This is a genomic window from Psychroflexus lacisalsi (genome assembly GCF_020164495.1).
Classification (GTDB): Bacteria; Bacteroidota; Bacteroidia; order Flavobacteriales; family Flavobacteriaceae; genus Psychroflexus; species Psychroflexus lacisalsi.
Genome location: NZ_JAIQYZ010000004.1, coordinates 41,791 through 63,770 on the forward strand (window position 1 = coordinate 41,791; position 21,980 = coordinate 63,770).

Below are 21,980 nucleotides of genomic sequence, written 5' to 3' on the forward strand. Positions count from 1 at the left end.
ATTAAATAGAATGACATGGAAAATATAAGTTTTGATGAGTTACCATCCAAAATTGGTGAAATATTGGAATATGTAAAAAGCTTAGAGGAAAAGATAGATAATCTTGAAATAAATGGAAAAAGTAAATTAAAGTACACGCTCAGTGAAGCAGCAGACTTTTTAAACTTGAAGCAAAAAACCCTTTATAATTTAATACACAACAATGAAATCGCATATTGTAAGCCTTCTAAAAAAATATATTTTTTACATGAAGACCTAATGGCTTATCTCAAAAATTCAAGGTGTCAGAGCAGATATTAAAATTAGAAATTATGTTGGGTTGTAGTTTTGTATTTCTAATAAAAAAAGTCGGTGCCTATTGCCCTTTCATAACGAATTTGATTACAAATTAGCCTAAATTACTTTAGGCTTTACCGCCTATAAAATATAATGCCTTTACAAAATCAGACCAGTATTTAAGTTGAAAATTTATTAACTTTAAAAACAGTCAAAAATAATTCACTAATGCCTGAAAATAGTAAACCACTAAAAAAGAGGATAGAATATCGTGGTAAGATTCTCCGTGTTTCTAGAACAGGAGGGGTTTCAGCTACTAAAACATTATCAAGAGATGGTTATGGAGCTACCATAAATACTAATCATGGTGTCAGGCTTCATAAAAAACTGTTTAGAGGAGCTAGAATGGGACTTCAACGCGGGAACTTTCAATTTATAGGTCGATATGAAAGTGGTCCTTTCAACTTTAATGTTTCAAAAAGTGGTGTGAGTACTTCCATAAAAAATAAAAGAGGCTCTTATAATCTATTTAAACCCAATTACTCGAGTTTTAAATTAGCAGGTGTACAGTTAAGAGGTAAAAATGCAGCTACGCTTCAATTAATCTTTTTAGCCTTAAGTCTTTTCGTGAATATTTTTAAATTTTTATGGCGTATTTCGATGGCTGTATTGTGGTTTATGTTCTTAGCTATAAAATGGCTTGTAGATTTTTTAATTGGATTTTACAGAGGGTACACCTCTAATAATCCCACGCCCTAAAATTTGTTTTATGTAGAAAAAGTAGAACCTACTTGACTACCCTCGAAGGCAGGGAAGGTGTAATTACCAGGGGAGATCCATATAAACACGGGATGGTATAATAGAGAAGTCTGCTGAGGTCATAGTACCTACAGGAAACGAGTTTTATAAAACTGGACAGGTCTCACAAGTAGGGGAGGACGGAACGTGATCCTTCCAGAAATTAGGATGGGAGCAATAGTTTTTGCTATTGGGTGACCGATTCCCTAGAAAACAGGTAGCCTGTTCAAAAAGTATGGAATCGTTTCAATTGGTGTAAAGAGCGATTGAAAAGATGGATTGCGAACCGCCGTATACGAGACCTGTATTTACGATGGTGTGAGAAGCGAAGTGACGACTTTTAAGTCGTCACCCGTCTACTCGATTGGCAACAGTTATTTTTTATTTTGTCCAAGGTTCTTTATTAGTAACATCCGTTATTTCTTTTCCATCGTAAAGGCTTATTCCTTATAACCCTGTAGATAGATTCATATTTATGTTAAGTATTTACATTATTTTTTCTAATTATTGCCAACGTTTTGCAGCTACAAGAAGTTGGCGATTTCGAAGCACTAAACTGTCTGCTACCACAAAACTTGATACGAAGCATAAAGCCTCATTTAAGCACTGAACCGCCAATTTCTTGTAGGTGCTGTTATATGTTGCCCCTTCTTTTATTCGTGTCCTGTTAAGACGTCTTTAATTTTCTAAAACTGCAAAATATAAAGTTCTGAATAGTGTCGAGCGGTGTCTTGTGGTCAACCGTTATACATTTAATTTTTTCAAAAAATCTTGTCAGTCGGTCGGTCATTGTTGTTTCGGAATATTGTTTTATTTCAATTCCGCTGCATTTTTTTGGTCCTTGTTCAGAGAATGTCCCGATAACTAAAACACCTGTCTGCTGAATACTTTTCTGCACTGTGTCGAGGTAGTTTTCAATTTCTTGCTCTTGTGTCAAAAAGTGAAATGCTGCTCTGTCGTGCCAAAAGTCGTATTTTTCTGTCGGTCTAAAAGTTGCTGCGTCTGCAACTATCCATTTTATTTTATCTGCTCGGTCGCCAAGTCGTTGCTTTGCTTTGTCAAGTGCTGTCGCTGAAATGTCGAGAACGGTAATGTCTTGATAACCCAAGTCGAGCAAGTTGTCAACTAAAAAACTGTCGCCACCTCCAATGTCAATTATTTTTGCAGTGGTCGGAATATTGAACTGTTTTAAGAAAATTAAAGACGTCTCTGGTGTCGGTTGAAACCAACTTACATCTTTAAGTTCTTTTGTCTGGTAGATTGTCTCCCAGTGTTTTTTTCTGTCGAAATTTTCCATTTTATTTCTGTCTGTTTATTTATGGTCTGTCGTCAAACAGGGTTGCGTATAACGTGATGTGGTCGAGTAGACCAAGGGATTTCACCCCAAGCCTCTCACAGAACCGTGCTTGAAAGTCTCCCCTCACAAAGCTCTTCTAATAGTATTTACAAATATAAGCTCATCCTTTATCAAGTTGGCAAATTGTAAATTAAAATTAGCCCATCCCTTTGCTCCAGTTCCATTACACAACCTTCAATACTACTACGAATGTACAACTTCGGTATTCTATCTCTCGATTGTTTTTGTTTTTAACCGCAAAGCATTGCCTATCACTGAAACCGAACTAAAGCTCATCGCCAGAGCTGCAATCATAGGTGATAGCAGAATCCCAAAAACTGGAAATAAACCCCCTGCGGCAATGGGTATACCTATCGTGTTATAGATGAGTGCAAAAAACAGGTTTTGTTTGATGTTTTTCATGACGACGTGACTCAAATTTTTTGCTTTCACAATCCCGTGGAGATCGCCTTTGACTAATGTAATCATGGCACTTTCAATAGCCACATCGGTTCCTGTTCCCATCGCAATACCAACATCACTTTTAGCCAATGCTGGAGCATCATTTATACCATCACCTGCCATAGCAACTACTTTGCCTTGTTCCTGTAATTTTGTTACTTCTTTGAGTTTGTCTTCGGGTAACATACTGGCTTTAAAGTCAGCAAGGCTAAGTTCTAAGGCTACTGCTTGAGCAGTATCGTGATTATCTCCCGTCAACATAATTACGGCAATACCCTTGGCTTGAAGCTCTTTTATAGCCTTAGCACTGGTATCCTTGATTTTATCACCGATAACTACATAACCTACTACTTTTTCATCTACTGCTAAATACGATACTGTTTTCCCTTGTTTTTGATAAGTTTTGGCCTCTTCTTGCATCTGTGAGTCAATTTCAACATTAGCATAAGCCATCATTTTAGGATTTCCCAAAGCAACTTTTTTGTCATTTATAGTAGCTTGTACCCCTTTGCCTGTGACTGCACTAAATCCATCTGACTTTATCATTTGAGCATTTTGCTCTTTACCATATTTCACAGTTGCCTCTGCTAAGGGGTGTTCGCTATTACTGTTTAATGACACGATGTATTGCAGCACTTTACTTTCATTAAAACCTTCCTTGCTAGTGGGCTGACTATCATTAAATGAACCTATTTTTTCTACAGTTGGTTTCCCTTCCGTAATGGTTCCCGTTTTATCGATGATGAGTGTATCTACAGTGTCCAATTTCTCGAGGGCTTCGGCATTTTTTATCAATACACCGTTTTGTGCACCTTTACCTACACCAACCATTATTGACATAGGTGTTGCCAATCCCAAAGCACAAGGACAAGCAATAATAAGTACTGCAATGGCATTGACTAACGCATAAACATAAGCTGGTTCAGGACCCCAAATTGCCCAAACGGCAAACGTAATTAATGAAATGCCAACGACCACAGGTACAAAATAGCCTGAAACCGTATCTGCCAGTTTCTGGATTGGCGCTCTACTGCGGCTCGCGTCATTGACCATGTGTATAATTTGAGAAAGCAAGGTGTCGCTACCTACTTTTTGGGCTTTCATCAAAAAGGATTGGTTACCGTTGATGGTACCGCTACTTACGTTGTCATCTTTAATTTTATCAACAGGAATAGGCTCTCCAGAAATCATTGATTCATCTACTGTCGTTTTTCCTTCAGTGATAATACCATCTACAGGAATTTTGTCGCCTGGTTTAACTCTTAGAATATCTCCTTTTTCAATTTTATCAATGGAAACTTCTTCTTCATTTCCATCAACCACACGTACCGCTTTATTAGGTGCAAGCTTTAATAATTCCTTGACTGCGGAATTGGTTTTACTATGCGCACGAGCTTCGAGGACTTGACCCATTAAAACAAGCGTAAGTATTACGGTTGCAGCTTCAAAATAAACGTGTACTGCGCCAGATTCCGTTTTAAATTGTTCAGGGAAAAAATCGGGAAACAACATCCCAAAAACACTAAACAACCACGCTACACCTGCACCAATCCCGATAAGGGTGAACATATTGAGATTCCACGTTTTTATACTTTTATAGGCTCGCTCAAAGAACATCCAAGTAGCATAAAACACAACAGGAATTGATAATGCAAACTGAGCCCAGTTCCACCATTTTTGTTCCATCAAATCGTATAATGGATTGTTAGGAATCATCTCGCTCATCGCCATCAAGAAAATGGGAAGTGTGAAACCAACCGCTATCCGAAATTTCTTTAATAGTCTTTTATAGGTCTTTTCTTCGGCAGAAATATCTGGTTGCAACGGTACCAAGTCCATTCCGCAAATAGGGCAAGCTCCAGGTTCGTCTTTCACGATTTCGGGATGCATTGGGCAGGTCCATTGCTCAGAGGTTACTGCCGATAAATTTTGCTCTTCTACCAAATCCATTCCGCAGACAGGACAATCGCCAGGTTTGTTGTAGGTTTTGTCGCCTTCGCAGTGCATGGGACAGTAAAAGGAGCCTCCTATCCCTTGAAAGGGGCTTTTCTCACTCTTATTTTTCGAAGTCTTTGGGCTCCTCTCCTTCGGGGAGGTTGGGAGGGGATTTTTGTGAATACTATAGCTACCGCCATCTTCCTGCAGTGCTTTTTGAAACGTCTCGATAGGAATGTGTGATTCCATTTCAATTGTGGCTTCTTCTTGTTCTAAATTAACCGTAGCGTTTGAAACTCCTTCTACTTTAGAGAGCGTTTCTTCTACGTGATTTCTGCATCCATTGCAGGTCATTCCGTGAATATGATAGGTGTGTTTCATTTTAATGTGATCTGAATTTTAAGTTCATTTCTAAGGACGGACCTTCTGCATAGACTCCGTAAGCATCTACTAGAAGTCCTTTTACCCATGAGTTGATGAAATAGCATAGAGGCTGCTATTATCGCCAGGATTGCTCATCCCTTCAAAACAGAATACTTTATTGATTTTGAAATCTTCGGGATGCCATTGAACTTTTGGGGAATCGCATTCCACAAAATGCGCCATCAAGTTTAAATCATAGGTATAGCCATTTGCCTTTAAATCGTTTATAGCTTCCGAAAGGGTATCGTAGTTTTCCATATTAAAGATGAACAGTCATCACTGGTTTTTTTGAATGATTTGTTATGCTTTCAGCAATACTATTTGAAAATATACTTGATAATCCCTTTCTACTATGGGTGTACATTACTATTAAGTCCACTTCATTAGATTCTTCAAACTTTTCAATGCCACTTAGTACGCTAGATTCGTTGTATACGTGAATCGCATAGTCTTCTGGTTTTGAGAAGTCCTTTAAAAAGTCCCTGATGGGTTGAAGCCCATTTTCAACACTATTAACATCCGATGTGGTGTTGATGTTTAGTAAATGGATTTTTGCATGGCATTTTTCAGCCATTTTTTTTACTTCTTCGAAAACACTGGAAATGTCTTCTTTAAAATCAGATACGAACACAATATTTTTGAATGGAAATGTTACTGTGTCTTCCTTTACAACTAAAATAGGCACTCGTGCTGATCGTATGATTTTTTGGGCACTGCTTCCTAACAATTGTTCTAAAAACCCTTTTTGCAAGCCTTTGCTTCCTGTAATAATGAAATCATGATGAAAATTATCTGAATGTGATAAAATTGCTTTATCATTTGAAACAAATTCTAAAAACGTTCTGGATGTCAAACCTTTGTGCTCCGCCTCTTTGTCCAAAGCCCTTAATTTGCTTTTAGCAATCCCTATTTCCTCAAGAGTATCAGGATAGTTATGCTCCTGGGTCTTATCGAGTTTTACCCAATTTACAGGTGTATTAAGCTGATGTAAAAAATGGATTTCTGAATTAAAAAGTATTGCCATTTCAATAGCTAATTTTGCTGCTTTCTCACAATTATCTGAAAAATCTGTGGGCACTAATATGTTTTTCATTGTCTGTAGTTTTTGATTAATTTAGTTTGCTTCAGCTTTCAATTTTTTCATATACTCAATGATCTCGGTTTGCTGTGCTTTAGACAATACAGCATCACTGTGAATTAGGGTATAGCTACTCAACGGCATCTCATCGCTTTCAATTTGCTTGATAATAGAACGGAGTTTACTAGCTTTTCTTCGCCTAGACAAGGAATCCCATTCGTTAAAATTAAGCTCGCTTTTTCCTTCTTTAACATGATCTTCCAAATACCAAGCAGCTGGTTGAATCTTATTATACCAAGGATACTTCGTATTATTACTGTGGCAATCATAGCAAGATTCCTTTAGTTGATTCTGAATAGAAGTTGGTACTTGGTTGACCAACATAAAATCAGTTTGAGGTATTAAATCACTTTCATTGCGGTCGGTAGGAAAAAATTGAATCCCCACAAACGCAATCAAAGCAATCCAAGCTATAACCTTGAAAATCTTCACTTAGTTGATCTCTCGTTGTAGTTTACCGCAGTTAAGCATTTGGCTACCGTAGTAAGGATTTTTAATATCTTTTTCCATACTTAACCAAACACTACCACCATCGTACATTGGGCAAAATTGCTCGTATAACTTCTTGTTTGTTCCTGTAATAGCGACCATATCTGTAATGTCTTTGCTTAAGATTTTAAAATGTTCTCGCTGGTGAGCTATATCACTTTCTGAAATGTGCTCCGCGTGTTCTGTGGCATCTACAATAATATCCTTCAATTTTGTTTGCTCAGTATTAGAATGACTTGACACATCAAAAGATTTTAGAGATTGTGTCAATGCCATTCCTAAGTCTTTAGCTTTTGCGTTATCATCGCCTACCAAAGCATTTTTCAGGTTGAAGTAGTCTTTTAAAATAACTTCAGCCTTTGAATCCTGACTGTCATTTATTGCCATAGCATTCTTGTCTACATCGTGGTGCCCATCGCTGTTGTCGTGATTCATTTCTGAATGATCTCCATCGACACTCATTTCAGAATGGTCACCATCTGCTTTATTTTGTTCTTTTTTGTTATCGTTACAAGACACTGCTGTTAAGGTTATAAATGCTATCGCAACTACACCTAATGTTGATCTTAATTTACTCATTGCTTTAAATTTAAGTTTATAATTATTAATTTTTAGGGTGACCTTACAGTCTTTCAATTACTTTTTCCAGCATTGCAGTTATTTCGTTGGCAATGTCATTCAATTTTTCATTATTTACAGCTTGCATAGACGCCATCGGGTTGACCGCAGCTACTTCAATCACGTCCGTTTCAATTTCCTGTACAATGACATTACAGGGCAACATCGTGCCTATTTTATCTTCTGCCTGCAACGCTTTATAGGCAAAAGGCGGATTGCAGGCACCAAGAATTTTGTACTGCTTGAAATCCACATCAAGTTTCTTTTTCATGGTTTCTTTTATATCGATTTCTGTGAGTATGCCAAACCCTTCCACTTTCAATCCTTTCTTGACTTTATCGATAACCTCTAGAAAAGTACCTTCGATTGTTTTATTAAAATAATACTTCATTGTTTTTTAATTTTTAGTGTTCAACGCTTGTTTTTGTTCTTCATACTCTTCTTTGGATATTTCACCCTTAGCGAGCCGCTTGTCCAGAATATCCATAGGATTTTCTCTCTTCACGGTATTTTGTCTATTTTTTCCATTATATAGAAAAAGACCCAAAACAAGTAAAACAGGTATCAATATCCACCACCACATCATCATAATTGTATAGTTTTTATAGTTAACTGGTTATTTATTATTATCAAGCCCAATCTTTAAGGCAATAATTTATTATCCCTTATTTTTCATTTTCCCTTTCATTTCAGGATTTTTATCCATCATTTTCTGCATCATTTCTTTCATCATCTCAGGGTTTTGATCCATCATTTGCATCATCTTTGCTTTCATATCTTCTTTCATCTTTCCGTTAGAATGAATTTTATCCATCAACATTTTACGACCCTTTTCGCTCTCCATCATTTTATCCAACATTTTGGAATGCTTCTTTTGCATCATTTCTGGATTATTCTCCATCATCTTCTGCATATGGGATTGCATTTTTTCTTTCATTTCGGGATTTTTGCCCATCATCATTTTCATATTTTCAGATTCCATCTGTTCCATGTGGCCTTTCATCAATATCATTTTGGCTTCTTCATTTTTTCGAGCCTCACTGATGAAGTTGGTCAATTGAACGGGGTTTGAAATGATTTCCTGGTAGACAGCTTGCCTGTTTTCTTCTACACTTAAAGTCTCGGTAGCATTGAAAGTAGACTTGCAGCTGGCCAATGTTCCAACTAATCCAATTGCTATTAAAATGTTTACTGTTGTTGTTCTTAGATTTTTCATTTTTTGTTGTTTTAAATTATTTATTCTGAATCTTATTTGTATTATTCTTTTTCAAAAACCATCTTTCTCCTAAAAAGATAAGGGTCATAGCCACTAATGCCACGATGATGACTATTATATCAGAGCTTGCTTTTATCCATAAAAAGGCACTTAAGACTACAGCATCTAAAAGTATCGCCGTTATAATTATGGCTGAATTAGCCTTCACTTCTTTTCTTAAGTTACGCAATATTCCCCATTGGATGCCGATGTCCATCACCAGATAAAATATAGCCCCTAAAGATGCGATTCGACTTAGATCAAAAAATATCGTTAGGACTATGGCAATTACAGCAACATACACCAGCATGTGTTTCTGAACATTCCCTGGCATACCAAAATGTTTATGAGGAATAAGCTTCATATCCGTTAACATTGCGGTCATTCTTGATACGGCAAATATGCTGGCTATAATTCCCGAGATGGTCGCCACTATGGCTATACCTACGGTAAACCATAATCCGTATTTACCAAAAGCTGGCTTCGAGGCCTCGGCCAATGAGTAATCCTTTGCTGCTACAATTTCTGATATTGTTAGGTTTGAAGACACTGCAAATGCCACTAATAGATATATTACTGTACATACTAAAAGTGAAATAATAATAGCTCGGCCAACATTCTTTTTTGGGTTTACAATTTCTCCACCGCTATTTGTGATCGTCGTAAATCCCTTATATGCCAAAATAGATAAAGCCAATGCACCTAAGTAATCTGTAGTAGGATAATCTGTTGAATTATTCAATGAAATTGCATCTTGAAAAGAGAATCCAACCGCCCAAAGCGCCCCTATGGCAAAAATAGCAATACCTCCAACCTTAATGATAGCCATAATCAATGACGACTTTCCAATAATATTGTTTCCTGAAATATTAATCAGAAAGGCGCCAACAATAAGGAGTACACCTAATATCGGCACCCAAACACTATTGTCGCCTACATTAAAAAGCTGCAGCGTATAAGAACCAAAAGTACGGGCCACCAGACTCTCATTTATGATCATTGAGAATGCCATTAAAAGTGCACCCGATGCTGCAACAGTTCCTTTGCCATAAGCTTTAACCAAATACATTGCAATACCACCAGCGGATGGAAATGCATTTGACAATTTGATATAGCCATAAGCACTAAATCCTGAAATTATAGCTCCAACAATGAAGGCAAAGGGAAATAAATTACCAGATAGTTCAGCCACCTGACCCAATAGGGCAAAAATTCCCGCACCAATCATGACACCAGTCCCTAGGGCTATAGCTCCAATGAGTGATAAACTGTTTTTTTTATAGGTATTATCCATAGTTAAAATCTTAATGAAAGGCCACCACCCGCACCAAAGCGGTTATCGTAGTTTCCCATCAATGAAAAGTTTCGACTTAACACGTACTCTAAACCAACCTTCCAGACGGTTTCTTCTTCAAAGTCGGTGCCGTCTTCAAAATCATTTACCCAGCCAAAATCCATCTGATATTCATATTCCCCAAAAACGGCCACCCTTCTAAAAATCATTGTGGCGGTTGACAGTGAAATTGTAGGTCTCAATTTATTGTCTATTCGCAAATCAGAATCAACAAGAAGTGGAAGCAAGTAGCGCACACCTATCACACCTGTGGTTCCAATCTCATCTAGACTATCTTCCATCTCATTCTCCATATTCACACCACCAAATACACGGAAATAACTGTTTAGCCAGCGTTCATAGGTGAATTCTGCTTCCAAATTTTCATTCCAGCCGTATTCGCCGCGCAAAATGAATTGATTCCTTATGTTTGTTGCCGTGTAGAATAACTCTGTCATGTGGCTTGCTGCTGTTACTTCTCCCCAAGTAAACATGTGATCCGCTTCATTAGTTAGGTTTTTTAAAGGATAATCTTTTAAACGCTCATCCCTTGGTGTATCATAGCTAAAAACCCTGGCCATACCACTACCAAGATGGTACAATACATGGCAATGAAAGAACCAATCTCCTTGTTCACTCGCATCAAATTCTATCACAACCTTCTGCATTGGTGCTACGTTGACAGTATGCTTCAATGGAGAGTATTCACCATTCTCATTCAATACTCTAAAGAAATGTCCATGAAGATGCATAGGATGGTGCATCATTGTTAAATTGTTTAAAGTGATACGAACCACTTCGCCTTGTTTGATCTTAATTTTATCTGTTTCTGAAAGTGGCACACCGTTGATACTCCAGACGTATCGATTCATATTACCTGTAAGATTGAAAAGCATTTCTTTAACAGGTTTATCACTTTCAAACTCTGTAGGTTCTGGCGAGCGCAGATAATTGTAATTGAATTCTGGATTACCACCTGTTTTCATATTGTCGCCTATCACTTTATCTTTTGGTATGATGTAGCCCATCTTCATGTCTTTCTTCTCCCCATTTTTCATAGACTTATCGCCCATTTTCATATCCATTTGATCCTGATTCATGTTCATGGGATCAGTCTTTTTTGACACATCACCCGCTTTCATATCATCATTCATGCTCATCCTATCCATCTTCATTGCATATTTTTTCATATACTTAATGGAATCAGTCTTAGAAGGATTGAATTTTGCTGCAGGTGCACCCATTTTCATGTCCATAGCCATCATGCGTTTCATGCTCTCAATTAAATCTGGCTCTGGAACTACTGGTGCTTTCAGCATATCACCATCTCCCAAATAAGCAGAGGCTTGTCCTGAACCATCTTGAGAAGTCGCTCGTATTTCTAGTTTAGCATTATCGGGAATGGTAACAATAAAATCGTAGGTTTCGGCAACACCTATAAGCGTTTTATTCTTTTGGATGGGCACAACATTTAATCCATCTGAAGCCACTAAAATTGGGTCGTTACCGCCAAAAGTCAACCAGAAATAGGTTGCTGCAGAGGCGTTGACAAAACGGACTCTTACCTTATCCCCTGGTTCAAAATCATTATAGTCTTGAGTAGATTGGCCATTAACAAAAAACTTGTCATAATAATTATCAAGAATAGCCATATCTGGCATACGTTGCCACATCATTTTTAATTTGGCACCCACTGCATCTTTCTTTATTATTTTGTCCCAACTTTGTATTTGACCTTTTTTAATCAGATACCATTCGTTACCTCTTTTTAGATTTTTAAGCTGTGATTTTGGATTTTCATCCATCCAGTCTGAAAGCACTAAAACCAAGTCCTTATCGTATTCTAAATTGGTTTCTTTTGGGTTTATCTGAATACTACCATACACACCACGTTGTTCTTGTAATCCCGTATGCGAATGGTACCAATAGGTTCCAGACTGTTTCAAAGCAAACTTGTATTGTAGAGTTTCGCCTGGTTTGATGGGGGGCGTGGTTAGGTAAGGCACACCGTCGTAGAAATTAGGCAGAATAAGCCCGTGCCAGTGAACTGATGTTTCTACATCCATCTTATTGGTGACATTGATAATCGCAAACTCCCCTTCATTGAATTCCAGATTAGGACCAGGAATACCTCCATTCACAGTCATTGCTTTTATATCCTTTCCAGTGAAGTTTACCGTTTTGTAATCTATGGTTAGGTCATAAACGCGTTCTGGCCAGTTGTCCACATTCTCTTCAGATTTATTTGCCGTCAATTGTGCATTTGCCCCTAAGGAAATACAGAACAAGAGCAGCACTAATAGTCTCATTATCATCTATTTATTTTTTTTCTGTAGTTTGTACAAAAATAAGACTGATTTTCAGAGCGTTGTGTCATAATTCTGGTTTATATCTATACAATTTGGTCTAATGGGTTTCTGACCTTTCTTTGTTCAGCTTTGTATTGAGAAAGACTTAATCCTGTTTCGACTTTAAATTGCCTACTTAAATGATTGATATGACTATACCCCAATAGTTGACTGATCTCCGTAAAGTTTTCTTCCTGTGTCTGGATCAGTTCCTTTACTTTCTCAATCTTTAGCTTTATGAAGTACTTCTCAACAGTCACACCTTCAGTTGATGAGAATACCTTACTCAATCTTGAGTAGTCTTGATGCACCTTTTGTGAGAGATGTGTTGATAATTTCTCGTTCAAATCAAGAGGTAGATTAGATAATATTTTAATGAGTTGAATCTTCACCTGTTCAGTCAATTTATCTTCAACAGAATTAATGAGTTCAAAACCGTTGATTTGGAGAATTACTTTCAATTTATCAATTTGTTTTTCATTTTTAAAGTCTAGTTGTACACGGCCAAGAACAATTTCTTGCAACTCTATTTCTTGAGCTTCAATTTCATTCTTGAGCACCTTGATACATCGATCGCATACCATATTTTTAATATAGAAATCCTTTACCATCGTTATTTATTTATATAGTTAATACTGCAAAGTTGCAAGTCATATCTTTTTTGAAATTTTATTTGGTTCATCTGAAATATTGAATATCAAAAAAACCTTATCATAATTGACAATAGAAACCTGCTTTAGTACTCATTCTTTTAAGTTTTAAAGCTGTTCGATTAAATAGTAGCCATTTTGGTTTCTGAGCTTTTACTATTTAGAATTAATAACTCTCATTTTTTTAGATTTTCTTTAAATACTGCTTTCAAACAGGTCGCGGTTTCTACTTTAAATTTTTAACAGGGAGTTAGACTCCAGTAGATATTACGATGAAATTTATAAATTGAAAGTTCTATGAACTAATCAAAATATATAGATTTTGAAAAGGAGTTATTTGTTAATTCCTTTTCATTTTATAAATTGAAAGTTCTTGTAAAAGCTAAATAATACTACTTTTCTGGTTCTACTGAAAAGGACAGACCTATGGCTGTCAAAATAGGTTTTAGCTTATATTTGGAGGGAGCCAAATGGAAATATAGACTGCTTTTGGAATAAGCTGGACGTATGCCCAATTATTGTCTAAAAGTTTGAAATTATTATTCAATTTTGATTGATAATTGTTTTTAAAAATGGGAGTGTTCACAGATACTGGACAATGACAAGAATTGTTATTACAAAAACCATCACAACTTTCATCCCCACTATCGCAACAAGATTTTTTTTCTGAATGATCATCTTGTTTCGAACAAGAAGTACTAACCACTTCAGCTTTATCAGAAGAATTTTCGCAGGCTAAGATAGTACTTGTTGGAATAACCAAAAATATCAAAAACAGAAATAATATGTGAGTTATGTTTTTCATTTGATACTTCCACAAATATAACATAAAAATCAAACTTTAATTTGGTATTTAATTTCAAATATTTTTTTCAGAATTTTGAAAAGCATAAGCCAAAAAAGAGGGCTGTTGCTAGACTTTCAACAGCCCTTTTAAATCTTATATCATTGGTTAGTAAAACTACTGTTTTCTAATAACCAATTGATAAACACAAGGAATAACCACCAAATTTAAAACCGTAGCTGATAGCAATCCACCTAAAATAACTACAGCCATCGGGCTTTGAATTTCACTTCCTGGTTCTCCGCCTTTTAATGCTAAAGGTATTAGTGCTAAACCAGTTGTAAATGCTGTCATTAGGATAGGATTTAATCTATCTAATGCTCCAATTTTAATTAATTGAAAGCCTTTCATCCCTTCTTTTCTCAAATCCTCGTATCGAGAAACTAATAGTATTCCATTACGAGTGGCAATCCCAAACAAACTAATAAAACCAATAGTAGCTGCGATACTGATGATACCTGTTGTAAAATACACAATCAAAATTCCACCAATTAATGCCAAAGGCAGGTTTATCAGTACGACAAAAGCCAATTTAACATCCTTAAACTCATAATATAGCAACAGAAAAATGATAGCGATAGCAACGATTGCAGTTATAGATAATAATTGTGATGCTTTAGCTTCACTCTCAAACTGTCCGCCGTATTGCACCCTATACCCTTCAGGCAATGAAATGTTTTGGTTTACGGTTTCTTTTATTTCTTCTACAGCACCGCGTAAATCCCTTCCTTGGACATTTGCAGCGACTACGATTTTACGTTGAACGTCTTCACGGCTAATCTTACTAGGACTACTTACCGACTGGACAGTCGCTAACTCTCCCAAAGTGGTTTGACCATCATTTGGTAAACTAATTAAGGTATTTCCAATGGCCTCTATATCATCCCTAAAGGATTTCTGGTAACGAACCACCACATCAAAATATTTCTGTCCTTCATAAATCTCTCCTGCTTCTTCCCCAGCATAGGCAATATCAACTTGTTCCATTAAATTACCTACCGTCATTCCGTAACCCGAAAGGATTTGGCGCTTAGGCTGAATGCGAATCTGTGGCACTTCAATTTGCTGGTCAACAGCAACATCTGCCAATCCATCGATATCTTTAATATTCTGTTCGACACTTTTACCTAACTCATATAACCGCTGCAAGTCTGGACCAAAAATCTTGATTGCAATATTAGCTCGAGTTCCCGAAAGCATATGGTCTATACGGTGAGCAATAGGTTGCCCTAAAGTGATATTAACACCTGGTGCGATGCTTAATTTATTTCGAACTTCTTCAAAAAATTCTTCTTTGGTCTTGTCTTCGAGAACAAAAGGCACATCAATTTCCGAAGCATTTACGCCTTGCGCATGTTCGTCTAATTCAGCTCTTCCTTGTCTTCGAGTAACAACTTCAACTTCGGGTAAATCCAACAAAATGGTCTCTATCAAATTTCCTGTTTTGTTGCTTTCTTCCAAAGACATCCCTGGGGGTCCAACGACACTAATCACCAAGGAACCTTCATTAAATTCTGGTAGAAAACTTCTTCCCAGTTGTGTGACTAGGACAAGACTTAAAAGAAATGCGATGACAGTTACACCAATAATGGTTTTAGGAATTTTTGTAGCTTGTCCCAATAGGTTTCCATAATGTTTCTGTAACCAACGTTCCACACGGGTACCATCTGCTTGCTTTTTTAAAAGCTTTTCGTTATTTAATAAATAGGAGCACAAAATTGGTGTGACGGTTACTGCAACAACTAGTGATGTTAAAACAGACGTTACAAAGGCTATACCCAAGGGTTGCAACAAGCGTCCTTCCATTCCGCTTAAAAAGAAAAGGGGAATAAAAGACACAATAATAATTAAGGTTGCAATGATGATAGAACTTCTTATTTCTACAGATGCTTCACGAACAACTGTAAGGGTTGATTCACGTTCTGCTTTTGGCTTTCTTATGTTTTCACGCAAGCGTTTATATACATTTTCCACATCTATAATTGCATCGTCTACCAAGGCACCAATGGCAATTGCCATACCACCCAAACTCATTGTATTGATAGTGTAACCCAACCATTTTAAAATGATAATAGATACCAATAATGAAATAGGAATTGCTAACAAGGATATTAAGGTTGTTCTCCAATTCATCAAAAAGATGAAAAGGATAATCATTACAAAGAATGCGCCTTCCAATAAAGTTTGATTCAGATTGCTAATGGAGGCATCAATAAAATCAGATTGCCTAAAGATTTGACTTTTGATGTTGACCCCTTTTGGTAAGGTTTTTTGTAAATCGGCAATGGCTTCGTCAAGTCGGTCTGTCAACTCCAAGGTGTTGACATCGGGTTGCTTTGAAATGGTTAAAATCACTGCTGGTTTTGCATTTAAAGAACCATCGCCAATTTTATCGGCAGCACCAATTTGAACCGTTGCCACATCTCTTATTTTAATGGTTTGACCGTTAATTTCCTTTAAAACAGCTTCTTGCAAATCTTCTAACACGTAAGCTCTACCACTACCTTTTATTATGTATTGATTGCCATATTGATTGATAATTCCTCCAGGCGCATTGGTATTAGCTTCCTTAACATGTTCTACCAATTCGGAAAGACTCACATCATAATGTTTCATCTTTTCAGGATTGGCAAATACTTGATATTGCTTATAATCGCCTCCTATGACCACCACATTTGCAATACCACCAATTGCTTTTATACGCGGTCGTATAGTCCAATCAGAAAGGGTTCTTAATTCCATTGGTGACAAACTATCTGAGGTTACACCCAGAAGCATTATTTCCCCCATAATGGATGAAATAGGTGCCATAGTTGGCGCACCAATACCTTCAGGTAAGTTTTCACGAACCATAGGGATGCGTTCACTTACGATTTGGCGGGCCTTATATATATCGGTTCCCCATTCAAATTCTATCCAAACAATTGATATTCCTGCTGCAGAAGAGGAACGGATCCTTCGTACATCGGGCGAGCCGTTTAAGGCTGTTTCCAATTGGTAGGTAACTAATTTCTCTACTTCTTCAGATTCCATTCCGTGCGCTTCAGTAAGTATGGTCACCGTTGGTGCCGTAAGGTCTGGGAATACATCTACATTCATTGTTCGAGCGTAGTAAATACCCAATACACTTAAAGCAACCGCACCCAATAGAATGAATAATCTATTCTGAAGTGAAAATGATAATATTTTATTTAACATCTAATTTAATTTTTAATGCTGAATTTTTAATGTTGAATTCATAATTCAACATTTCATTAATGATCGTGACCATGTGCAGGAGTTGAACCCGACATTGAAGCCATTTTAACTTGGTATGCTCCTGTAGTAATGACCGTTTCACCTACTTTCAAGCCTTGTAGTATTTCAACATTCTCTCCGTTTCGCTCGCCAATCTTTATAGGTCGTCTTTCAAAACTTTCGCCAGAAAGCTGAACGATGACTGAATAACTTCCGTAGTCTTCCAATAAGGCATTCACAGGAATCATTGTGTTTTCATTAGCGGTGCCCATCGTAATTTGTACTGAGGTCAAACTACCGTCAGGCATATCCACACTTGCATTTACTTGGGCAAAAACTGAAATCAGAGGATTATCTCGCTCTACATCTTTACTGATAGAAAGAATATCCCCCTCGCTATCACTTACACTCTTCCATTGTCCGTCTTTAGTTTGATACCAAATACCTTTCACATTCTCCATCGAAAGCCCATAATTTGGAGCTAGTTGTGTTTTTAGTATTTTAGATTGGTGTGAGCCAATAGATATTAATGCTACGCCTTGGTCTACATAATCCCCATTAGAAACTGAAATAGACTTGATGAAACCATCAAATGGTGCTCGAATTTGTTTGCTTCCATCTGAAACTCCCAATGCTAAAGATTGATAGATAGATTTGGCTTTACTAAAATTACTCTCCACAATTTCGAAATCTGACTTTGGAATAATTTTAGAATTGTACAATTCTTTTTTACGCTCGTATTCAGATTTGGCTTGTTCAAAATTGGCACGTGCATTTTCAATTTCTGTATTCAAATTATTAGATGCCAAGCCTTGACTATTCAAGCTCATCAATAATTGACCTTGTTTTACTACAGTTCCTTCTGTAAGAATATTCATTTTAAAATCAACCACACCATTAGATTTTGCGGCCAACGATTTCACAGAGTTTGGGGATGGCATCCATACACCAGAAGTATTGATGACATTGTAAATTTCACCCGAAACTACAGGTGAAGTTTGAAAATCGATTTTCCAAGCCTGTTCTTTTAAAAACGAAATGCTCTCATCTTCTTCGGCAATCCCTAAAGTCTTTAAAGCATCATCAAAATTTGCATAAACAGTTACATCATCAATCGTAATTCTATCAGAATATTCAGGTGTTTTCAATTCAAATACAAGTTGGTAATTTCCAGCTTCTTTCGGTTGAATCGTAGGCGAAAATATGCCTGGTGATGATGGAGCATCAACAGTATTCCTCAATCCTTTATTGCCCTTAATTAAACTAACTGTAACCGAACCTTCACGGACAGGTTGATGCTTGTTTAAAACAGTGAAGTGAGCTGCAAATCTGCTTGGATTACCAACAATTAACGCAGGAAATTCTACAAATAATTCTGTTTTATCTGTCCAAATGGTATGGTCCAATCTTGGCATTTCTTCTCCAGCATGACTACCATCGGCATTGTGAGCGTGTGCATCATCTGCCTTGTTGTTACAAGACATTGCCATAAGGGCGAGCACTATTAGTATATATTTCATATTTTATTTTTTAGTGGTCTTGATGTTCTGAACCATTACCGTGAGTGTGTGTTTCCTTATTCATTTCCATAGAATTTGTATCTACCTCAAATTCTTTATGCTCGTCTGTTTCTTCATGCCTGTGATTCTCGTCAGTTCCATGTTCGTGACCGTGTTCTTCTGTGTTTGTTTCCATAGAATCTTTGCCTACTTGAAATTCTTCTTGTTCTACCTTTTCATCTTGCATATGTCCACCATCTGCATTGTGTTCGTGGCCATGGTCATCACTACTTTCGGTTTTAGTATCTCTACAAGAGCTTACCAAAAAAGTTGATGCGATTGCGGTTACGAATATTATTTTTGAAATTTTCATAAGTGTGTGTTTTAAAATTTATAATTGATGTTTTAATAATTGTGCTTGAAGCAGTTGTAGTTCCTTTTCCATTTGCAGCATTTTATCTGATGCATTTCGGTAGAACTGAAGCTCTACATAATAATCCATAAAAGAATATTCACCCAATTGATAGGCTTTAAATAACAATTGCTCACTATTTAAATTATCCATTGTGATTTGATACTCATTGTATTTTCGGAGTATCAACTCATATCTTTCGAAGGTTTCCTGAAATTGTGTGTTAAGAGAATTGGTAATAACCTCAGTAGTGGATTGCAGATATTCATAATTTGCCTCGGCAGCTTTTACTTTGTTCTTGCTATTCCATAGGGGGATCGAAATACTTCCATAAAAACCAGAATAATTGCTTTCGTTTACACCTTGGTAATTATAGCCAAGCGCTAAATTTGGCAATCCTTTATTTTCCTCCAGTTTTATTTTTTGAAGTGAAGCTGCTTCGTTTAGCTTCAATTCTTGCAATGCAGGTTCCTTGGATAATTTTTCTTGCCAAAGATTCTCTACTGTACCTATTTTAATAGGCGAAATAATTTTTGGTGATATACTATCTAAAGGTTTCCCACCATTCAAGGTTTTAAGTTTCGACAGTTGGATTTGTATGTCGCTTTCTATCTTTTGTACCACAAATTGTTCTTGAATCCAAGCAATTTTAGCCTTGTTCAAATCTAAAAGTCCAACTTGCTCTTTGTCAAAAAGCTTTTGAATTTGATCAAAAACTTGCTTGCTTTGGGCTCTCCTTTTGGTTTCTATAACTTTCTGTTTTTGTAGGAAAGCGATTTCTATAAGAACATTTTTCGCCTTCAATAAGACCTCTTGTCTTCGCTTTAAATAAGCTGATACTAATTGTTTTGATTTAGAGTCGTTCCATTTACCACGCGCGGCATATACTGTTGGAAATTCAAAAGATTGAGACACCTGATATTCGGTATAATTTCCTGTAGCGTTATCACCAAAAGGCAGATAAAATCCTGAAATTTGGGGATCTGGTAAATTATTTGTGCTCTTATTTTTGAGTTCTTGACTCTCAATAAAAGCTTGATAGCCCTTTAACTCTTTATTATTTTGTTCTATTTCATCAAGTGATTCCTCTATGGTTATAGTTTGTGAGAAACCATTAATAAAGAATAGGCACCCGCAAATTGCGAATACGATATGTTTATTCATTGTTTGAAATTTTAGGTTTAATCTTAATTGATAAGGTGGAATACTGTCTTTAGAGAAGTACCCTTAAACGATTAACCTAAAGATGGTGGACCTCGCGAATTGAGGGATGAGAGATATTGCTCAAAATAAATATGAGGTGGATGGTAATCCATAACATTTTCCGCTTCATTATAGTTTATAGAAATGCTATAATGATAATCCGAGGCAGGCGAGCTTATATCTTTTTTAAGATTGAAGTGTTTGACACCAATTTTATTGGTCACCAAAATATCATTAGAAGCCACAGAGTGTGCATGGCTTACTAAAAACAAATCTAAAAGCCCTTTATTTGAACTTTCTTTTTCTGGGACATTTTGATTGTGGCTATGACTCTCACTATGTGCAATAGCTTTATGCGAATGCTGAACTTCATCCTGGTGATGCCAATGAGGTACTACCTGATGCAAAAAAAATAGGCTAAATATGCCTAAAAAGAAAAGAGCCTTTATGTGATTGTTTTTTTGCATTAAATGCAAATGTAGTATTTTATAATTGGTTTATAGATTTCATTTTTTTTAAAGAAATAATTTCTCAGTAAAAGTCGAAAACGGGTCTCTGTTTATTGTTGATTGATGTTTTGCACTAGGAGATAATAAATATATCCTTTGTGAACAAAATAAGAAAAAGAAGCTAGCCTTAATCGCCGTAGACAATAAGCTGCTCAATCAATGTTTTGCTATCGCAAAATCAGGTTTGATCTACAATGAAAGTTATGCTTCTGTATTGTCTAAATAAATAGAGAAAAATCAAATAAAAAAGCTCAAAGAATCAGTTTTATGAATCCATGAGGCTAGACTACTAGTGTTTCAAATTAAAGTAGAAAAGAGTTGTTTTTTACCTCAGTTTTTTTTTTGGCGTGTCGTTATTTTTTAATTTCAGAAGATTTAAAATTCAACTACATTTCGTTAGTTTGAAATTATTCACAATATTTTTTTATAAAGTCATAAGCTTCATCATTACCTAATTTAGCGGCCTTATTCCAATCATTACAAGCTTCCTTTATATTTCCTAACTTTTGTCTAGCTAGACCTCTGTTATAAAAAGAATGTGGGTCTTTAGAGTTTATTCCAATAGCCTTATCAAAGTCTTCTATCGCACCTTTAATATCTCCCAAAGTACTCTTAGCATAACCTCTGTATTTATATACCCTTGAATCTTGAGAGTCGAGTTCAATTGCTTTATTGTAATCTAGAATTGCATCATTTAAATAACCTAATTGCTTTTTTGCCCAACCTCTATTAAAGTATCCTCTTTTATCTTCTGGATTAATTTCAATAATCTCATTAAAGTCTTCAATTGCTGATTTGTACTGTTTTAAATACTGCTTTGAAGTCCCTCTTAAATCATAAAGCGTTGGATTTTTTGGCTCTAATTTTATTGCCATTGTAAAGTCCTCAATAGCTCCCTCATAATTTTTTAATCTATTTTTGAATTTTACAAATTAAAGTTGCAGTTATAATTAAAAATATGACTTAGAATTTATCAAAAACCAAAATATGACTTGACAAATCAATTAAATAAATTAGAAATTAAAATCTTTATATTTGAAATCTGGTTAGTAAAATGTAAAATAAATTCATGATAAATAGGTTTTATTCACAAAATATTCACAAAAAAAAGGGGAGCTACAGAATATATATCTGTAACTCCCTCATTTTCAAGTCGGGGTGGCAGGATTACCTCCTGAAAGTCGGTGATCCTGAAAATGAGGTTGTTGCTCATTA

General features: G+C 36.2%; 20 protein-coding genes and 1 pseudogene. 3 read left to right on the forward strand and 18 right to left on the reverse strand.

Features of this window, described 5'->3' with window-relative positions; all coding sequences use genetic code 11:
* Window positions 1–15: 15 nt before the first annotated feature.
* Together LB449_RS10985 and LB449_RS10990 are read left to right on the forward strand one after the other, a co-directional pair.
* Window positions 16–300 (forward strand): helix-turn-helix domain-containing protein, encoded by a 285-nt coding sequence (locus LB449_RS10985; protein ID WP_003440257.1) that lies wholly within the window; start codon window positions 16–18, stop codon window positions 298–300.
* A 204-nt stretch (window positions 301–504) separates the two neighbouring features.
* Window positions 505–1,035, forward strand: a complete 531-nt coding sequence (locus LB449_RS10990) for a hypothetical protein (protein ID WP_003440258.1) — start codon at window positions 505–507, stop codon at window positions 1,033–1,035.
* Between the two features lie 706 nt (window positions 1,036–1,741).
* Here LB449_RS10990 and LB449_RS10995 read toward each other — a convergent pair.
* The 17 genes from LB449_RS10995 to LB449_RS11075 form a co-directional block, all read right to left on the reverse strand.
* On the reverse strand, window positions 1,742–2,371 hold the full coding sequence (locus tag LB449_RS10995; RefSeq protein WP_003440259.1) for a class I SAM-dependent methyltransferase: 630 nt from the start codon (window positions 2,369–2,371) through the stop codon (window positions 1,742–1,744).
* 267 nt (window positions 2,372–2,638) lie between these two features.
* The gene (locus tag LB449_RS11000; RefSeq protein ID WP_003440260.1) at window positions 2,639–5,188 is read right to left on the reverse strand and encodes a heavy metal translocating P-type ATPase; all 2,550 of its coding nucleotides are present in this window, start codon (window positions 5,186–5,188) and stop codon (window positions 2,639–2,641) included.
* 81 nt (window positions 5,189–5,269) lie between these two features.
* The gene (locus LB449_RS11005; RefSeq protein ID WP_003440262.1) at window positions 5,270–5,488 is read right to left on the reverse strand and encodes a hypothetical protein; all 219 of its coding nucleotides are present in this window, start codon (window positions 5,486–5,488) and stop codon (window positions 5,270–5,272) included.
* A 1-nt stretch (window position 5,489) separates the two neighbouring features.
* A complete protein-coding gene (locus LB449_RS11010; RefSeq protein ID WP_003440266.1) occupies window positions 5,490–6,323 on the reverse strand; it encodes a universal stress protein in 834 nt (277 codons plus the stop codon).
* A 21-nt stretch (window positions 6,324–6,344) separates the two neighbouring features.
* Window positions 6,345–6,800 (reverse strand): heme-binding domain-containing protein, encoded by a 456-nt coding sequence (locus LB449_RS11015; RefSeq protein WP_147228729.1) that lies wholly within the window; start codon window positions 6,798–6,800, stop codon window positions 6,345–6,347.
* Window positions 6,801–7,436, reverse strand: coding sequence for a DUF3347 domain-containing protein (locus LB449_RS11020; RefSeq protein WP_224455162.1), 636 nt, complete (start codon window positions 7,434–7,436; stop codon window positions 6,801–6,803).
* A 43-nt stretch (window positions 7,437–7,479) separates the two neighbouring features.
* A complete protein-coding gene (locus tag LB449_RS11025) occupies window positions 7,480–7,866 on the reverse strand; it encodes a DUF302 domain-containing protein (protein ID WP_003440274.1) in 387 nt (128 codons plus the stop codon).
* Window positions 7,867–7,872: 6 nt separating this feature from the next.
* Window positions 7,873–8,064 carry an SHOCT domain-containing protein gene (locus LB449_RS11030; protein ID WP_003440277.1) on the reverse strand — a complete coding sequence of 64 codons (192 nt, stop codon included), beginning with the start codon at window positions 8,062–8,064 and terminating at the stop codon, window positions 7,873–7,875.
* Between the two features lie 69 nt (window positions 8,065–8,133).
* A complete protein-coding gene (locus tag LB449_RS11035; protein ID WP_224455163.1) occupies window positions 8,134–8,691 on the reverse strand; it encodes a hypothetical protein in 558 nt (185 codons plus the stop codon).
* A 16-nt stretch (window positions 8,692–8,707) separates the two neighbouring features.
* Window positions 8,708–10,024, reverse strand: coding sequence for an APC family permease (locus tag LB449_RS11040; protein ID WP_003440283.1), 1,317 nt, complete (start codon window positions 10,022–10,024; stop codon window positions 8,708–8,710).
* Between the two features lie 2 nt (window positions 10,025–10,026).
* Entirely contained in the window at window positions 10,027–12,372 is a 2,346-nt protein-coding gene (locus tag LB449_RS11045; protein ID WP_224455164.1) for a multicopper oxidase domain-containing protein, read from the reverse strand.
* An 83-nt stretch (window positions 12,373–12,455) separates the two neighbouring features.
* The gene (locus LB449_RS11050; RefSeq protein ID WP_003440288.1) at window positions 12,456–13,022 is read right to left on the reverse strand and encodes a helix-turn-helix domain-containing protein; all 567 of its coding nucleotides are present in this window, start codon (window positions 13,020–13,022) and stop codon (window positions 12,456–12,458) included.
* A gap of 1,000 nt (window positions 13,023–14,022) precedes the next feature.
* Complete coding sequence (locus tag LB449_RS11055; protein ID WP_003440293.1) at window positions 14,023–17,103, reverse strand: efflux RND transporter permease subunit; 3,081 nt, start codon at window positions 17,101–17,103, stop codon at window positions 14,023–14,025.
* A 56-nt stretch (window positions 17,104–17,159) separates the two neighbouring features.
* Window positions 17,160–18,662 (reverse strand): efflux RND transporter periplasmic adaptor subunit, encoded by a 1,503-nt coding sequence (locus tag LB449_RS11060; RefSeq protein ID WP_224455165.1) that lies wholly within the window; start codon window positions 18,660–18,662, stop codon window positions 17,160–17,162.
* Between the two features lie 10 nt (window positions 18,663–18,672).
* Entirely contained in the window at window positions 18,673–19,014 is a 342-nt protein-coding gene (locus tag LB449_RS11065) for a hypothetical protein (protein WP_224455166.1), read from the reverse strand.
* 18 nt (window positions 19,015–19,032) lie between these two features.
* The gene (locus tag LB449_RS11070; RefSeq protein WP_224455167.1) at window positions 19,033–20,217 is read right to left on the reverse strand and encodes a TolC family protein; all 1,185 of its coding nucleotides are present in this window, start codon (window positions 20,215–20,217) and stop codon (window positions 19,033–19,035) included.
* 71 nt (window positions 20,218–20,288) lie between these two features.
* Window positions 20,289–20,663 carry a hypothetical protein gene (locus tag LB449_RS11075; protein WP_224455168.1) on the reverse strand — a complete coding sequence of 125 codons (375 nt, stop codon included), beginning with the start codon at window positions 20,661–20,663 and terminating at the stop codon, window positions 20,289–20,291.
* Between the two features lie 205 nt (window positions 20,664–20,868).
* On the opposite strand from LB449_RS11075, the pseudogene LB449_RS14135 reads away from it, so the two are divergent.
* Window positions 20,869–20,991 (forward strand): annotated as a pseudogene (locus tag LB449_RS14135) (IS110 family transposase); the annotation flags it as partial.
* Window positions 20,992–21,172: 181 nt separating this feature from the next.
* Here the strand turns inward: LB449_RS14135 and LB449_RS11085 are convergent.
* Window positions 21,173–21,640: a tetratricopeptide repeat protein gene (locus LB449_RS11085; RefSeq protein ID WP_003440302.1), complete on the reverse strand. Its 468-nt coding sequence runs from the start codon at window positions 21,638–21,640 to the stop codon at window positions 21,173–21,175.
* Window positions 21,641–21,980 lie beyond the last annotated feature (340 nt).

Excerpts from the sequence above, each read along its gene's own strand:
- LB449_RS11025 (WP_003440274.1), bottom strand. The coding sequence starts at position 7,866 with ATGAAGTATTATTTTAATAAAACAATCGAAGGTACTTTTCTAGAGGTT.
- LB449_RS11040 (WP_003440283.1), bottom strand. The coding sequence starts at position 10,024 with ATGGATAATACCTATAAAAAAAACAGTTTATCACTCATTGGAGCTATA.
- LB449_RS10990 (WP_003440258.1), top strand. The coding sequence starts at position 505 with ATGCCTGAAAATAGTAAACCACTAAAAAAGAGGATAGAATATCGTGGT.
- LB449_RS10985 (WP_003440257.1), top strand. The coding sequence starts at position 16 with ATGGAAAATATAAGTTTTGATGAGTTACCATCCAAAATTGGTGAAATA.
- LB449_RS11045 (WP_224455164.1), bottom strand. The coding sequence starts at position 12,372 with ATGAGACTATTAGTGCTGCTCTTGTTCTGTATTTCCTTAGGGGCAAAT.
- LB449_RS11070 (WP_224455167.1), bottom strand. The coding sequence starts at position 20,217 with ATGAATAAACATATCGTATTCGCAATTTGCGGGTGCCTATTCTTTATT.
- LB449_RS11050 (WP_003440288.1), bottom strand. The coding sequence starts at position 13,022 with ATGGTAAAGGATTTCTATATTAAAAATATGGTATGCGATCGATGTATC.
- LB449_RS11055 (WP_003440293.1), bottom strand. The coding sequence starts at position 17,103 with ATGTTAAATAAAATATTATCATTTTCACTTCAGAATAGATTATTCATT.
- LB449_RS11030 (WP_003440277.1), bottom strand. The coding sequence starts at position 8,064 with ATGATGATGTGGTGGTGGATATTGATACCTGTTTTACTTGTTTTGGGT.
- LB449_RS10995 (WP_003440259.1), bottom strand. The coding sequence starts at position 2,371 with ATGGAAAATTTCGACAGAAAAAAACACTGGGAGACAATCTACCAGACA.
- LB449_RS11085 (WP_003440302.1), bottom strand. The coding sequence starts at position 21,640 with ATGGCAATAAAATTAGAGCCAAAAAATCCAACGCTTTATGATTTAAGA.
- LB449_RS11010 (WP_003440266.1), bottom strand. The coding sequence starts at position 6,323 with ATGAAAAACATATTAGTGCCCACAGATTTTTCAGATAATTGTGAGAAA.
- LB449_RS11000 (WP_003440260.1), bottom strand. The coding sequence starts at position 5,188 with ATGAAACACACCTATCATATTCACGGAATGACCTGCAATGGATGCAGA.
- LB449_RS11065 (WP_224455166.1), bottom strand. The coding sequence starts at position 19,014 with ATGAAAATTTCAAAAATAATATTCGTAACCGCAATCGCATCAACTTTT.
- LB449_RS11020 (WP_224455162.1), bottom strand. The coding sequence starts at position 7,436 with ATGAGTAAATTAAGATCAACATTAGGTGTAGTTGCGATAGCATTTATA.
- LB449_RS11005 (WP_003440262.1), bottom strand. The coding sequence starts at position 5,488 with ATGGAAAACTACGATACCCTTTCGGAAGCTATAAACGATTTAAAGGCA.
- LB449_RS11035 (WP_224455163.1), bottom strand. The coding sequence starts at position 8,691 with ATGAAAAATCTAAGAACAACAACAGTAAACATTTTAATAGCAATTGGA.
- LB449_RS11060 (WP_224455165.1), bottom strand. The coding sequence starts at position 18,662 with ATGAAATATATACTAATAGTGCTCGCCCTTATGGCAATGTCTTGTAAC.